Raw genomic sequence first — 12,983 nt, 5'->3', positions numbered from 1 at the left:
GCTCTAGCGACCTTCTGGCGAATATTTCAGCCCCCGCTCGCAATCACCCCGTTCGCTACGGCCTAGGACCGCCAACGAACCAATTCTTGCTCAGCCTCGTCGGGCAACGCAAGGGCTGGTAGGGGAGCCGCGCGAGACTACCGCGCGCCATAGCTCGGCGGCGGCGCCTGCACGATCGGCGCTGCTGCGGCGAACAGCTCGTCCCTGCTCCCAGTCAGCGGCGGATAGATGCGCTTGCGGTTGATTGTTTCCTTGGTCGCCTTGGCGGCCGCGCCGGTCGTCCGCACCTCGCGATCCCAGCCTTCGGTATAGAGCGCGCCCCAGCCGCCGAGATCGAGCACGGTGACGTACCAGTCGATCCGCAGCGGCAGCATCGGCAAGCCGGCGAGATCGGCGATCACGTTGTGGCCGGCGAAGCGGCCCATGGGCCGCGCGAACTGGCAGGACATCACGGTCGGATGCAGTCCGTCGATAACGCTCAAGGCGACATCACCGGCCGCGAACACGCCGCCGACGTCCGCAACCCGCATGAAGGGATCGACGAGCAGACGCCCGTGGCGATCGCGCGGCTCGGGAAAGCCCGCCGCCAAGGGGCTCGCACGCATCCCGGCGCACCAGATCACGGTCTGCGCCGGAATGAACTCGCCCGAGCTCAGGTGCATGCCCGCGGCCTCGACCGACACCACGCGCACGCCAAGCCGCGTCTCGACCTCAAGCGCGGCCAAGGCCGTCTCGATGACGGGTTGCGCCTGCGCGCCGATGGTGGCGCCGACCGCTGGATTGGGATCGACCAGGATGATGCGGCGGCTGCCGCTGATGCCGGCACGCGCGAGCCGCGCGGGCATTTCGGCCGCGACCTCGATGCCGGTGAAGCCGGCGCCGACCACCACCACGGTCGAACGCCCGGGCGCGGACGCGCCGCGGCCAAGCGAGACGAGATGATCATCGAGGCGGAGCGCCGCAGCATAGGTGTCGACGTCGAAGGCGTGCTCGGCAAGACCGGGAATGGCGGGACGCATCACCTCGCTGCCGAGCGCCAGCACGAGGCGGTCATAGTCCAGCGTCTCCTCGCCGCCGCTCGTGACCAGCGAGATTTTTCGCCGTGCCGGGTCGATGGCCTCGACCTCGCCGAGACCGTGGCTGACACCGATCGGATCGAGCAGTTGCGGCAGCGGCAGCGCGATCCCGTCGAGATCGGTCTCGTAATTGCGGACGCGGATATTGTGATAGGGATTGCGGTCGACGAGACGGATCTCGATGTCGTCGTTCGCGCCGATCTCGTCGCGCTTGCGCGCAGCGCCGATGGCAGCCCACAGGCCTGCAAAGCCGGCGCCGAGCACGACGATACGGGCCATGTCCGCCTACTATACTTGTCCAGAGCAATCCTGCGGTCTGCCCGCGCCGGCAAATATAGCGCAACCGCCCGCATCGACCAACTGCCGGCGCCGCGCCGCTGCACGACGTCGCGAGCTTACGCCCCTCGCAGTTCCGACGGCGTCGCGCCAAAACGCTTGCGGAAGGCGCGGTTGAAATAGGACAGATCGGCAAAGCCCGAGGAATGCGCGATGTCGCTGATCTTGCGCGTCCTGGCTCGGGGATCGCCGAGCAGCTTGCGGGCCTGCAGCAGGCGCTGCTCCAGCACGAATTCGGTGAAGGTCGTGCCGGCCTGCTCGAACAGGCGCTGCGCTTGGCGCGGGCTGAGGCCCGAGCGCGTCGCGACCTCGGACAGGCAGAGATCGTTGCGGCCAAGCGCGGCCATCACGTCGGCGCGCATGAGGTCGAGGCGCGCCGCCGCATGTCCCCGTCCGCGCGCGAGACTTGCCTGCTCGGCATCGGTGCCGAGCAGGAGGCCGACGAGATCGACCATGTGCTGCGCGGTCAGCCGCTGGCCCACCGCGTCGAGATGCGGCGCGTGATTGGCGGCGAGCGCATGGTAGCGGAAGATGGTTTCGGCGACCGCGCCGTCGGAGAGCACTTGCGAGAGCTTATCCTCGGCGCGCGGATTGATGTCGAGCAGCGCGCGGCGCGGCATGCGGATGCTGGTGAAGCGGTCGTCGTCGGTGTGGCCGACGCTGCCGGTGATAGCCATGTCGACCAGCACCATCTGGGCGGGCGCAAGCTCGACGGTGTGGCCGTTCTGCGCGACGCGGACGAGGCCCGCATGGGCGGCGATCAGGACGAGGTCGTCGCTGCCGTCGGCGAGGTGGCTCTGGGTGCGGGAATATTGCGCGGAGGCGCCTTCGGGAATGGCGAGCGCGATGTTGTCGACCACGCTGACCTGGAGCCGGCAATCGATGCTGTCGCCACGGCTCGGGCCGATATCCAGGCCGCAGGGGCCGAAGGCCCGCTCGCGCCATTGTTCGAACGCCGGGCCGTGCGGCAGTCCGGTGTATTGGTGAACGAAGATGCCCGGCGTTTTCGCTGCATCCATCTGATGTCTAGCCCCTCTTCGGCTCCGCGATCGGCGGCGCCGACTGCAAATTCCGGGGATTTGACGCGGCGAATTGCGGCGAGGTTCAAATCGGGGGGCGATTCAGGGCGACTTGTCGGGATGCGACGGCGGGACGGACGGTGGCGACAGGGACAAGCTGGTCGCTCGTGGCCCGGATGGAGCGCAGCGCAATCCGGGACCGATGGCACGAAGGTCCCGGATTACGCTTTCGCTCCATCCGGGCTACGGCACCTATTTTTTGGCGGGCGGCTGCGGCTGGGACGGCGGCACGGTCTCGATCAGCTTGCCGGAAAACACCGGGGACGAGGTCGGCTGGCCGCTCGGCGAGCCGCCGGCCTGCTCGACCGTGACGGCGTAGGTCGCGCCGTTGACGACCTCGGCATCATAGGAGGCGAGCAGCGGGCGCGCGGTGAAATTGTCGGCGCCGATCACGCCGAGCGAGCGCGGACGCGGCAGCTTGTCGGAGATCAGCCAGAGCTCAAAACTCTTGCCGGGCTCCGGCGTCGCGCCGACCTTGCGCACCGTGAAATTCCGCGTCGCGCCGTCGATGGTCAGGATGAAGGCGGGACCGCCGCCCTGGCCCTGCAGCAGCGCGACATATTGCGCCGAAGCAGTGAGCGGGGTGGCCGGCGTCTTCACTTCCACCGTCTGGATGCGCGGCGCCGGACGCAAGGCCCCCGGCAGCGCATCGGGCAGGAAGATCTGAAGCGACAGCGTGACGAGCAGTGCGGCCGCGAGTGCACCGACGGCGGATGCGATTCCGCGCCAGCGCTTCACGCGGCTCTCGAGGCGGATCACGTTGGCGTCGACGGCGATCGGCACTTGCGGCGTCCGCACGACCTCGGGATCGGGTGCGTGGACCTGCGGCATGAACACCGGCGCGACGTCGGGAATCGCATCGGATCCTGCGAGCACCGGCTCGGGCTGCTCTGCTTGCGGAAGCTGCTGTGTCTGCTCCGGCGGCGCTTCCGGCGGCGCAGTGTCGATCAGCGGGATTGACGGCGGCGGGATGTCGGCCAGGACAGGCGGCTGCTGCGCTGGCGCCGTGCGCGCGATTTCGGACCTGATATTCTCCCACACGACCGGACGCGGCTCGACCGAGCCGACCATCTGGTTGAGCGCGCCGAGCCGGAAGGCCCAGCCCTGCACGATCGCAGCGAAGGCCTCGTCCACCGCCATCATGGTCTCGACCTGCGCGCGCTCATCGGCATCGAGGGTGCCGAGCGCGTATTCCGCGGCGAGCGCGATATGGTCCTCCGAATAAGCCATCAATTGCGGTCCAGAACCATCCTCATCATCAAGCCATCACAATCCCAGGCATTCCCGGATATCCAACATGCTGCGCCGGAGCCACGTCTTCACTGTGTTGACGGGAGCTGAGAATTTCTCCGCCAATTGCTCGCGGCTCCAGCCGTTGTAATAGGCGAGAAGCACGAGCCGCTGACGGTCCGGCTCGAGCCGGCCGATGCATTCCAACAGCCGCTTCAACTCTTCGGTCATCTCCCGGCGCGCCAGCGGGTCCGGACTGTCGGCCGCGACCTCCATCGCCTGAGGCTCTTCCTCGATGGAGACCTCCGACTTCTTGCGCACGATGTCGATCGCCCGGTTGCGCGCGATCGAGGCCATCCACGTGATTGGCGAGGACAGGGCCGGGTCGAACCGGCCGGCGCTGTTCCAGATCTTGACGTAGGTCTCCTGAATGACCTCCTCTGCGAGATCCTGTCGGCGCAAGATACGGAGCACGACGCCATAGAGTTTCGCGCGCGTGGCGGCGTAGAGGCGCTCGAACGCGGCCTGATCGCCCTTTGCCACCGCCTCGATCAACCCGACCAGCTCTGCTGGCGTCAGCATTCAGCCCCCCGACACGCAGGCCCTCGCGTTCGGCGCAAGTCCTGGCAATGCACCACCATAGCGCGTGGCAAAGCCGACCACCAAGGCCACACTGTGGACAGCAGATACGAAAACCCGGACCTTGCGGGTCCGGGTTTTGCGAATTTTTCTGCAGTCTGGCGGCTGAGGCCGCTTAAGCGACGGCGCCGATGCGGGCGCGCATCAGGCCGATGCTGTCGAGGTCGGCCTGCTCGCGGGCGTTCTCTTCGGCGCGTTCGCGGGCCTGGTCGCGCTCGTCGAGCAGCTCGACCTTCTTCAGCTCCTCGAAGGCCTCGGCCAGCGCGGCCTTGGCTTCGTCGAGCTGGCCCTTGAGCTCGTCGGCCGAGCGGGTCAGGTTCTCGCGGCGCTGGATCGCGGCCTTGGCATAGGTCGGATAGGCGAAGTGCGAAGGATCGTTGATCCCGGCGCGCTCCTGCTCGGTCTGGATCTCGCGCTCGAGATCGACCGACATCCGCTGGAAATCGGCGATCATGGTCTCGATCTGGGTGACCCGGCGGCGCTTCTCGTCGACCTGAAACTTCTTCAGGCGAATGAGGGTATCTCGTGACTTCATCGACTCGTACTCCCCAGAAGTCCCCGCGCTGCACGTGGGACGACACCGGTCACCCCACAGGCCCGATCGGGGCCAAGACCGGCTCTGCTACTCTGTGGGATCGGATGATGACCGGACAAAGTTAGCGTTCCGTTTCCAAATTGCCGAGGATGTGCGCCAACTGGCGGTAGCCGTCCGCGAGTGATGCATTTTCGTCCTTGCGCTGGCGCAGGAAGGCCTCCAGCGGCTCGTGCAGGCGGATCGCCTCGTCGACTTCGGGGCTGGAGCCGGCCCGGTAGGCGCCAAGACGGATCAATTCCTCCATGTCGGCATAGGTCGCCATCACCGCCCGCGCCTTCTGGATGACAGGCCAGAACTCTGGATCGGCCGATTTCGGCATGGTGCGGGAGACGGATTTGAGGATGTTGATCGCGGGATAGCGGCCGCGCTCGGCGATCGAGCGCTGCATCACGATGTGGCCGTCCAAAATGCCGCGGACGGCGTCCGCGATCGGCTCGTTATGGTCGTCGCCGTCGACCAGCACCGTGAAGATCGCGGTGATGGCGCCCTCCCCGAGGCCCGGCCCGGCCCGCTCCAACAGCTTCGGCAACTCGGTGAAGACGGTCGGCGTGTAACCCTTGGCGGTCGGCGGCTCGCCGGCGGACAGGCCGATCTCGCGCTGGGCCATGGCAAAGCGCGTCACCGAGTCCATCAGGCAGAGCACGTCCTGGTTCTCGTCGCGAAAATATTCGGCGACCGCGAGCGTCAGATATGCGGCCTGGCGGCGCATCAGCGCGGGCTCGTCGGAGGTCGCGACCACCACGACCGAACGCGCCAGGCCCTCCTCACCGAGGTCGTCCTGCAGGAATTCCTGAACCTCGCGGCCGCGCTCGCCGATTAGGCCGATGACGCTGACCGCGGCATCGACGTTGCGCGCGAGCATCGACAGCAGCACCGATTTGCCGACGCCGGAGCCTGCGAAGATGCCCATGCGCTGGCCGCGGCAGCAGGTGAGAAACGTGTTCATCGCGCGCACGCCGAGATCGAGCGGGCTGCCGACACGCTTGCGCGAATGCGCCGGCGGCGGCGTATTGCGGAACGGCATCGGGGAGGAGCCTTGCGGCAGCGGCCCCTTGCCGTCGATCGGCTCGCCCAGCGCATTGACGACGCGGCCGAGCCAGGCCGCTGACGGCCTAACTTGATTGGCGGCATTGGCGATGACGGCCTTGCAGCCGCGGCGCACACCGTCAAGGCCGGCGAACGGCATCACGACAGCGTTGTTGCCGGAGAAGCCGATCACCTCGCAGGGAATGGTACGGTTGGCGCCGGTCTCGATCACCAGCCGCGCGCCGACCGACATCGCGTGAATGGGACCGGCCACCTCGACCATCAGACCGCGCACGCCGACCACGCGGCCGTAAATATTGATGCCGTCGATGTCGCCGATCTGTTCGGCCAAAGCCTTCATCGGTGAGCCTTCATTAAGGGGCGCGCCTTGGTCATCCCCCGGGGTCGCGCCTCGCGATCCCGGGACTTCACGGTGAAAACCTTAAGTTTCGCCATATTTCTGAACGGGGCTTAACTTCGTGTTTACCCGCATCATTAATCATTGCGTCACTGTCTTTGTGACTGAGCGTGACTCCCCTTCAGAAGAAGGCTGAGTCGCGGGAGTCGGTTAGGCCCGTCTCTTAAAGTGGAACTTGAACGGAGCTGGGAAACGAAAGCTGCTTCACACGCAAGACCTTAGGGCGATTCGACAAAAATTGCACCGGGGGGACTTGCGTTCCAGAATCAGAGTTTGTTAACCATCTGTTGTCAGGATCCGAATCAGTTGTTCAAAGGCGTTTTGTTGAGTGCCGCGAATGCGGCCGACCTGACGCCCAGGAGCGGCGACTATGGGGAACTGGCATGCGCGTTTTGCTGATTGAAGATGACAGCGCCGTCGCGCAGTCGATCGAGCTGATGTTGAAGTCTGAGAGCTTCAACGTTTACACGACCGATTTGGGGGAAGAAGGCGTCGATCTCGGTAAATTATACGATTACGACATTATCCTTCTCGATCTCAACCTGCCCGACATGTCCGGCTACGACGTGCTCAAGCAGCTTCGGGTCTCCAAGATCAAGACACCGATCCTGATCCTCTCCGGCCTCGCCGGCATCGAGGACAAGGTCAAGGGTCTCGGCGTCGGCGCCGACGACTACATGACCAAGCCCTTCCACAAGGACGAGCTGGTGGCCCGCATCCACGCGATCGTGCGCCGCTCCAAGGGCCATGCCCAGTCGGTCATCCAGACCGGCGACCTCGTCGTCAACCTCGACACCAAGACGGTGGAAGTCGGCGGCCAGCGCGTGCATCTGACCGGCAAGGAATATCAGATGCTGGAGCTGCTCAGCTTGCGCAAGGGCACGACCCTCACCAAGGAAATGTTCCTCAACCATCTCTATGGCGGCATGGACGAGCCCGAGCTGAAGATCATCGACGTCTTCATCTGCAAGCTCCGCAAGAAGCTCGCCAACGCCTCCGAAGGCCGCAACTTCATCGAGACCGTGTGGGGCCGCGGCTACGTGCTGCGCGAGCCGCACGAGCACGAAGAGCGCATCCCCGCCTGATCTTCTGGGTTTACGTCGCAAGCCCCTTTCGGGCTTGCTCCTCCCAGCCTGGACCCCGCCGCAAATGGCGGGGTTTTTATTTTGGGTGATGTCTTCTCCCTCTCCCGCTTGCGGGAGAGGGCCGGGGTGAGGGTATCTCCACGTCGGGACAATCGTTGCGTGGAGAGAACCCCCACCCGGCGCTTCGCGCCGACCTCCCCCGCAAGCGGGAGAGGTACACCACCATCGTGGCCTCCTCTCTCTTAACGTTTGAACCGCTATGCTTCCCCCGCCGACGAATGGTCGCTGCACGATGGGGGAACGATGATCCTGCAATCACTCGCCGGCCTGCCCGCCTTCCTGGTCTATTTCTGTACCGGGCTGATCGCGATCGTGGCCTACCTGTTCGTCTATACCCGCATCACCGCGCATAACGAGTTCCAGCTGATCCGCGACAACGAGCCGGCCGCGGCGATTGCGCTCGGGCTCAGCCTGCTCGGCTTCGTCGCACCGCTGGTCAGCGCGATCGCACATTCGGCCAATGTGCTGGACTGCCTGATCTGGGCGACCATCGCGCTGGTCGTGCAGGTCATCGTGTTCTTCCTGGTGAAGGTCCCGGTGCCGAACCTGTCGGGGCGGATTTCTGCCGGCGAGCTGGCTCCGGCGATCTGGCTCGGCCTGTCCTCGCTTGCCGCGGGCCTTTTGAACGCCGCCTGCATGATCTACTGACATGGCGGACAAACCCTCCAAGAAGGAATTCGGCAAGCGCCGGCCGGTCGCCGGGCCGCCGCCTGCGCGGCCGCCGGTGAAGCGCTCCGGCCATGTCGCGCTGCTGGTGATGGGCACGCTCGCGGTCGGCACCACCGCCTACACGATGATGCCGCGGCAGAACTGCGAGCCGCCGCCTCCCGGAACGGAAGCCTCCGCTCAGGCGAGCACCGCCTGCAACAACAGGAGCAGCTCCTCCAGCAGCGGCAGCTCGCGCTGGTCGTCGCGCTCGAGCCTCTTCAGCAGCGATTCCTCGAGCCATTCCTCGTCGGGCACGTCCGATTTCGGCCACAGCAGCGTGAGCCGCGGCGGCTTCGGCTCGTTCGGCCACGGCTTCTCGGGAGGTGGTTAGCGCATGATCCGGAAAAGTGGCCGCCGGTTTTCCCTCGCGACAAACGCGGAACGCGTTTGCGCGGAGATCATGCGCAGGAAATAACATGCAGCGCATCACTTGTCTCGAGCGCGACGACTGGCGAGAGACCGCGGCGCAATGCGGCTTCGTCTTCCACACCATCGACGGCGAACGCTATTGGGACGAGCGCGCTTATTACGGCTTCACGCTCGACGAGATCGAGCGCGGCATCGAGACGCCGACCGGCGAGATCGACGCGATGTGCCTGGAGCTTGCCGGCCGCGTCATCGGTGAGGAGCGATACCTGCGGCGCTTGCAGATTCCGGAAGCGTTCTGGAGCCTGATCGCCGAGAGCTGGAAGCGCGACGACCGCAGCCTCTATGGCCGGCTCGATCTCAGTTACGACGGCAAAGCTCCGGCAAAGCTGCTCGAATACAACGCGGATACGCCGACCTCGCTGTTCGAGGCTGCGGTCTTCCAATGGACCTGGCTCGAACAGGCGATCGAACGCCGCGTCATCCCCGCGCGTGCCGATCAGTTCAACTCCATCCACGAGCGGCTGATCGCGGCGTGGAAGGAAATCGCCGGCGGCCACCCCGTCCATCTCACCGGCAGCACCGCCAACGAAGAAGACGCCGGCACGCTCGCTTATCTCGAAGACACCGCACGCCAGGCTGGGCTCTCGACCACGCTGCTCGACATCGAGCAGGTCGGCTGGCGCGACGAGCCTGGCGGCTTCGTCGATCTCGACGAGGGCGACATTGCGCTGGCGTTCAAGCTCTATCCCTGGGAATGGATGTTCCACGATGCCTTCGGTGCCAAGCTGAAGGACGCGCCAACGCGCTGGATCGAGCCGCCGTGGAAGGCGGTGCTCTCCAACAAGGGCATTTTGCCGCTGCTGTGGGAGATGTTTCCGAACCATCCGAATCTGCTGCCGGCCTTCTTCGAGGACGATCCGCGCGCTGCCGAGCTCGGCACGTCCTATGTGCGCAAGCCGCTGCTGTCGCGCGAAGGCGCCAACGTCACGATCGTGTCCGGCGGCACGGCGCTCGACGAGCAGGCAGGCCCCTACGGCGCCGAAGGTTTTGTGCGGCAGGCGCTATCACCGCTGCCGAATTTTTCGGGCTTCTATCCCGTGATTGGAAGCTGGCTGGTGAACCACGAGCCCTGCGGCTTGTCGATCCGCGAGGACGAGAGCCCGATCACGGGCAACCGCTCGCGATTTCTGCCGCATGCGATTTTGTGAGAGCAGCGCCGGATGAGAAGTGTCTCTCGGCCCCAGTGAAAGTATCGTAGGGTGGGCAAAGCGACTTGTCCGCCGTAGCTCAAAGAGCGAAGGCGGAAGCGTGCCCACGCGTCCGTTGCCGTATCGGGCAGGTGGTGGGCACGGCGCAAGTGCGCCTTTGCCCACCCTACGATTCCGGAGTCGCCGAGACACTTCTCCTATGAGCGAGGGTGAAGCACCCTCACCTCGCCGCGGCAACCTTCAGCGGCTGCGGCATCAATCCGCCCATCGCCCGGCCGGAGCGCGCGGGGTTGAGCTGGTAGAGACCACGGCGATCCGCGATCGGGCGGAACGCGTCGGTGATACCGACGACGGATTCGGCAGCACCGAGCAGCAGCGTGCCGTCGGCTTCCATCGCCTTCGCCATCCGCTCGAAGATCACCGCCTTGGTGTCCTGATCGAAATAGATCAGCACGTTGCGGCAGAAGATCACATCGAAGGTGCCGAGATGGGAGAAGTCCTGCAGCAGATTGAGCTGGCGGAACTGCACCATCGCGCGAATGTCGGCATTGAGCTGCCAGACTTCGCCGATCTGCGTGAAATACTTCATCAGGTGCTGGATCGGCAGGCCGCGCTGCACCTCGAACTGGCTGTAGATTCCGGCCTTCGACTTCTCCAGCACCTCCTGCGACAGGTCGGTGGCGACGATCTCGATGCGCCAGCCGGCGAGGGCCGCACCCATCTCCTTCACGCACATCGCGATCGAATAGGGCTCCTGCCCCGTCGACGACGCCGCCGACCAGATGCGAAGCGACTTGCGCGCCGCGCGCGCCTTGATCAGTCCGGGCAGGATGGTGTCACGCAAATGATCGAACGGGATCTTGTCGCGGTAGAAGAAAGTCTCGTTGGTGGTCATCGCTTCGACCACGTCGGTCGCGAGCCGGCCGTCGCCGTTCCTGATCTTCAGCACGAGATCGGGAATGCCGGATAGGCTCGCCTTGCGCGCGAGCGGCAACAGCCGGCTCTCGACCAGGTATTGCTTCTCGGGGGACAGATCGAGGCCCGATCGCTCCTTCAGGAATTTGCGCAGATAGTCGTAGTCGGTGGGTGTCACGAGCGATCTCCCGCGAACAGGCGGTTGACCTTGGCGCCGATCTGGTTGAGCGGCAGGATCGCCGCACAGATGCCGGCATTGGCCGCCGCGCCCGGCATGCCCCAGACCACGCTGGAGGCTTCGTCCTGGGCGATGACGCTGCCGCCGGCGGCGACGATGTCCTTGCCGCCGCGCATGCCGTCGGAGCCCATGCCCGTCAGGATCACGGAGAGGATGCTGCCGTGCCAGATGTCGATGGCGGAGGTGAAGAGCGGATCGACCGCGGGCTTGCAGAAATTGACGGCGGGGCCGTCGTCGAGCGCGATCACCGTGTCCGCGCCGCTGCGTGCGACGCGCATGTGCTTGCCGCCGGGCGCGAGATAGATCCGTCCGGGCTTCACCGGCTCGCCGTCGACCGCCTCGGCCGCGGGCTTGCGGCTCGAACGCGCGAGGTGCTCGGCGAGAATGGTGGTGAAGGTCGGCGGCATGTGCTGGGTGATCAGCACCGGGAAGCGGTCGATCACCGGGCCGAGCTCGGTGACGAGCGCCATCAGCGCCTGCGGACCGCCGGTCGAGGAGCCGATCAGCAACACCTTGGGTGTCTGGCTGGAGAATGGGCGCATGGTGAGCGCCCCTGACGAGGCAGCAGGCGCGGCCGGAGCGGGCGCGGCGGGTCGCGCGACAGGACTGCGCGGGGCCGCAGCCGGGCTCGCAGGCGCCAGCGGCGGGCTTGCAACCGCGGGCCTGCGGCGCAGCCGCGCGCCGAGATGGCGGATCTTCTGGATCAGATCGTGGTGGAAGATGTCCGCGGCCGACGCCTCGCGCGTCGATTCCGGCTTCGGAATATAGTCGGCCGCACCGAGCGACAGCGCCTTGAAGCTGATCTCCGCGTTACGGCGGGTCAGCGTCGAGGCCATGATGATGACCAGATCGCGCTTCTTCGCCAAGAGCTGCGGCAGCGCCGAGAGGCCGTCGAGCTCCGGCATTTCGATGTCGAGCACGGCAACGTCAGGATTGATGCGTTCGATCTGGTTGACCGCCTCAAGCCCGGTGCGCAGCGAGGCAGCGACCTCCATGTCGTGCTCGGCACCGATCCAGCGCGAGATCAGACCGCGGATGACGACGGAATCGTCGACGATCATCACCCGCAGTGGCCCGGCTTCGCGCGAGGAGCCAGTGGTCGAATTACCTGCGAACGCAACACTCATTACTCACCAACTCAGACTGAAAGGATACGGTTGAAAACAGGCGCCGAAGAATCCGTTCGGCTTCCGGCCGATCGCTCAGATGAGGCCGACTTCCTGGAATTTCGCCGTCACGATGTCCTTGTCGAACGGCTTCATGATGTACTCGTTGGCGCCGGCATGCAGCGCACGCGCGATATGCGCGACATCGTTCTCGGTGGTGCAGAACACCACTTTGGGCTGGTCGCCGCCGGGCATGCGCCTGAGATGGCCGAGGAACTCGTAACCATCCATCACCGGCATGTTCCAGTCGAGCAGCACCGCATCGGGCAAGCCGCGCTTGCAGGCTTCCAGCGCCTTCTCACCGTCCTCGGCTTCGAGGATCTGGAAGTCGAGGCCCTCCAAGATGCGGCGCGCAACCTTGCGGATGACGCTGGAATCGTCAACGACGAGACAAGTTCGCATGTGAACCTCTGCTTCCTCCCCCATTGCGGGGGCACTTCCAATTGCAAGTCCATCGGCGGCGAGGCCGCTGTATCAGGCCGCCATCATCTCGGGCGCGAGCTCGAGGACGCGATCGACGTCGAGGACGACCATGAGCTGTCCGTCGAGGCGGTGGACGCCGCCGGCGAGCTTGGCCATGCGGGGATCGAGGTTGACGGGGTTCTCCTCCATGCCGGCCTCGGGCAGGCGCAGCACCTCGCCGATCTGGTCGATGAGCAGGCCATAGGATTCGCCGCGCAAATCGACACCGACCGCCATCGGCACCTTGCCGTCCTCAGGCTGCGGCAGGCCGAGGCGGGCGCGCATGTCGACCACGGTGACGATGCGGCCGCGCAGATTGAGCACGCCGGCGATCTCGCGCGAGGACAAGGGCACGCGGGTGACGCGCTCGGGC

14 protein-coding genes are annotated in these 12,983 nt (G+C 65.6%); 4 read left to right on the top strand and 10 right to left on the bottom strand.

Annotated features, from left to right (window positions below):
• Positions 1 to 137: 137 nt before the first annotated feature.
• The 6 genes from IVA79_RS17375 to fliI form a co-directional block, all read right to left on the bottom strand.
• Positions 138 to 1,355 carry an NAD(P)/FAD-dependent oxidoreductase gene (locus IVA79_RS17375; RefSeq protein ID WP_247554809.1) on the bottom strand — a complete coding sequence of 406 codons (1,218 nt, stop codon included), beginning with the start codon at positions 1,353 to 1,355 and terminating at the stop codon, positions 138 to 140.
• A 116-nt stretch (positions 1,356 to 1,471) separates the two neighbouring features.
• Entirely contained in the window at positions 1,472 to 2,431 is a 960-nt protein-coding gene (locus IVA79_RS17370) for an AraC family transcriptional regulator (protein WP_247554807.1), read from the bottom strand.
• 252 nt (positions 2,432 to 2,683) lie between these two features.
• Positions 2,684 to 3,721 (bottom strand): anti-sigma factor, encoded by a 1,038-nt coding sequence (locus tag IVA79_RS17365; protein WP_247554805.1) that lies wholly within the window; start codon positions 3,719 to 3,721, stop codon positions 2,684 to 2,686.
• A 36-nt stretch (positions 3,722 to 3,757) separates the two neighbouring features.
• Positions 3,758 to 4,303, bottom strand: coding sequence for a sigma-70 family RNA polymerase sigma factor (locus IVA79_RS17360; protein ID WP_247554804.1), 546 nt, complete (start codon positions 4,301 to 4,303; stop codon positions 3,758 to 3,760).
• Between the two features lie 172 nt (positions 4,304 to 4,475).
• Positions 4,476 to 4,895: a flagellar export protein FliJ gene (gene fliJ, locus IVA79_RS17355; protein WP_011084990.1), complete on the bottom strand. Its 420-nt coding sequence runs from the start codon at positions 4,893 to 4,895 to the stop codon at positions 4,476 to 4,478.
• Positions 4,896 to 5,016: 121 nt separating this feature from the next.
• On the bottom strand, positions 5,017 to 6,342 hold the full coding sequence (gene fliI / locus IVA79_RS17350) for a flagellar protein export ATPase FliI (protein ID WP_247554802.1): 1,326 nt from the start codon (positions 6,340 to 6,342) through the stop codon (positions 5,017 to 5,019).
• 440 nt (positions 6,343 to 6,782) lie between these two features.
• Here fliI and IVA79_RS17345 point away from each other — a divergent pair, with 440 nt between their 5' ends.
• The 4 genes from IVA79_RS17345 (at position 6,783) to IVA79_RS17330 (ending at position 9,829) form a co-directional block, all read left to right on the top strand.
• Positions 6,783 to 7,484 carry a response regulator transcription factor gene (locus IVA79_RS17345; RefSeq protein WP_008138878.1) on the top strand — a complete coding sequence of 234 codons (702 nt, stop codon included), beginning with the start codon at positions 6,783 to 6,785 and terminating at the stop codon, positions 7,482 to 7,484.
• 303 nt (positions 7,485 to 7,787) lie between these two features.
• Positions 7,788 to 8,192, top strand: coding sequence for a DUF350 domain-containing protein (locus IVA79_RS17340; RefSeq protein ID WP_247554800.1), 405 nt, complete (start codon positions 7,788 to 7,790; stop codon positions 8,190 to 8,192).
• 1 nt (position 8,193) lies between these two features.
• Positions 8,194 to 8,583: a hypothetical protein gene (locus IVA79_RS17335; protein WP_247554798.1), complete on the top strand. Its 390-nt coding sequence runs from the start codon at positions 8,194 to 8,196 to the stop codon at positions 8,581 to 8,583.
• An 85-nt stretch (positions 8,584 to 8,668) separates the two neighbouring features.
• The gene (locus IVA79_RS17330) at positions 8,669 to 9,829 is read left to right on the top strand and encodes a glutathionylspermidine synthase family protein (RefSeq protein ID WP_247554796.1); all 1,161 of its coding nucleotides are present in this window, start codon (positions 8,669 to 8,671) and stop codon (positions 9,827 to 9,829) included.
• Between the two features lie 220 nt (positions 9,830 to 10,049).
• Here the strand turns inward: IVA79_RS17330 and IVA79_RS17325 are convergent, their stop codons facing one another.
• The 4 genes from IVA79_RS17325 to IVA79_RS17310 all read right to left on the bottom strand — a co-directional run.
• Positions 10,050 to 10,922, bottom strand: coding sequence for a protein-glutamate O-methyltransferase CheR (locus tag IVA79_RS17325; RefSeq protein WP_247554794.1), 873 nt, complete (start codon positions 10,920 to 10,922; stop codon positions 10,050 to 10,052).
• Positions 10,919 to 12,109 carry a chemotaxis response regulator protein-glutamate methylesterase gene (locus IVA79_RS17320; RefSeq protein WP_247554791.1) on the bottom strand — a complete coding sequence of 397 codons (1,191 nt, stop codon included), beginning with the start codon at positions 12,107 to 12,109 and terminating at the stop codon, positions 10,919 to 10,921. The genes IVA79_RS17325 and IVA79_RS17320 overlap by 4 nt, the downstream gene beginning before the upstream one ends.
• 75 nt (positions 12,110 to 12,184) lie before the next feature.
• Positions 12,185 to 12,550 carry a response regulator gene (locus IVA79_RS17315; protein WP_007600538.1) on the bottom strand — a complete coding sequence of 122 codons (366 nt, stop codon included), beginning with the start codon at positions 12,548 to 12,550 and terminating at the stop codon, positions 12,185 to 12,187.
• Positions 12,551 to 12,622: 72 nt separating this feature from the next.
• Positions 12,623 to 12,983 (bottom strand): chemotaxis protein CheW (locus IVA79_RS17310; protein ID WP_247554789.1); only part of this gene is annotated, 361 nt, incomplete at its 5' end.

It is taken from the genome of Bradyrhizobium sp. 138, assembly GCF_023074075.1.
In the GTDB taxonomy this organism is placed as follows: Bacteria; Pseudomonadota; Alphaproteobacteria; order Rhizobiales; family Xanthobacteraceae; genus Bradyrhizobium.
Note: the sequence above shows the minus strand (reverse complement) of the source record. Positions and strands in the feature narration are given on the sequence as shown.

Excerpts from the sequence above, each read along its gene's own strand:
- IVA79_RS17375 (WP_247554809.1), bottom strand. The coding sequence starts at position 1,355 with ATGGCCCGTATCGTCGTGCTCGGCGCCGGCTTTGCAGGCCTGTGGGCT.
- IVA79_RS17370 (WP_247554807.1), bottom strand. The coding sequence starts at position 2,431 with ATGGATGCAGCGAAAACGCCGGGCATCTTCGTTCACCAATACACCGGA.
- IVA79_RS17365 (WP_247554805.1), bottom strand. The coding sequence starts at position 3,721 with ATGGCTTATTCGGAGGACCATATCGCGCTCGCCGCGGAATACGCGCTC.
- IVA79_RS17360 (WP_247554804.1), bottom strand. The coding sequence starts at position 4,303 with ATGCTGACGCCAGCAGAGCTGGTCGGGTTGATCGAGGCGGTGGCAAAG.
- fliJ (WP_011084990.1), bottom strand. The coding sequence starts at position 4,895 with ATGAAGTCACGAGATACCCTCATTCGCCTGAAGAAGTTTCAGGTCGAC.
- fliI (WP_247554802.1), bottom strand. The coding sequence starts at position 6,342 with ATGAAGGCTTTGGCCGAACAGATCGGCGACATCGACGGCATCAATATT.
- IVA79_RS17345 (WP_008138878.1), top strand. The coding sequence starts at position 6,783 with ATGCGCGTTTTGCTGATTGAAGATGACAGCGCCGTCGCGCAGTCGATC.
- IVA79_RS17340 (WP_247554800.1), top strand. The coding sequence starts at position 7,788 with ATGATCCTGCAATCACTCGCCGGCCTGCCCGCCTTCCTGGTCTATTTC.
- IVA79_RS17335 (WP_247554798.1), top strand. The coding sequence starts at position 8,194 with ATGGCGGACAAACCCTCCAAGAAGGAATTCGGCAAGCGCCGGCCGGTC.
- IVA79_RS17330 (WP_247554796.1), top strand. The coding sequence starts at position 8,669 with ATGCAGCGCATCACTTGTCTCGAGCGCGACGACTGGCGAGAGACCGCG.
- IVA79_RS17320 (WP_247554791.1), bottom strand. The coding sequence starts at position 12,109 with ATGAGTGTTGCGTTCGCAGGTAATTCGACCACTGGCTCCTCGCGCGAA.
- IVA79_RS17315 (WP_007600538.1), bottom strand. The coding sequence starts at position 12,550 with ATGCGAACTTGTCTCGTCGTTGACGATTCCAGCGTCATCCGCAAGGTT.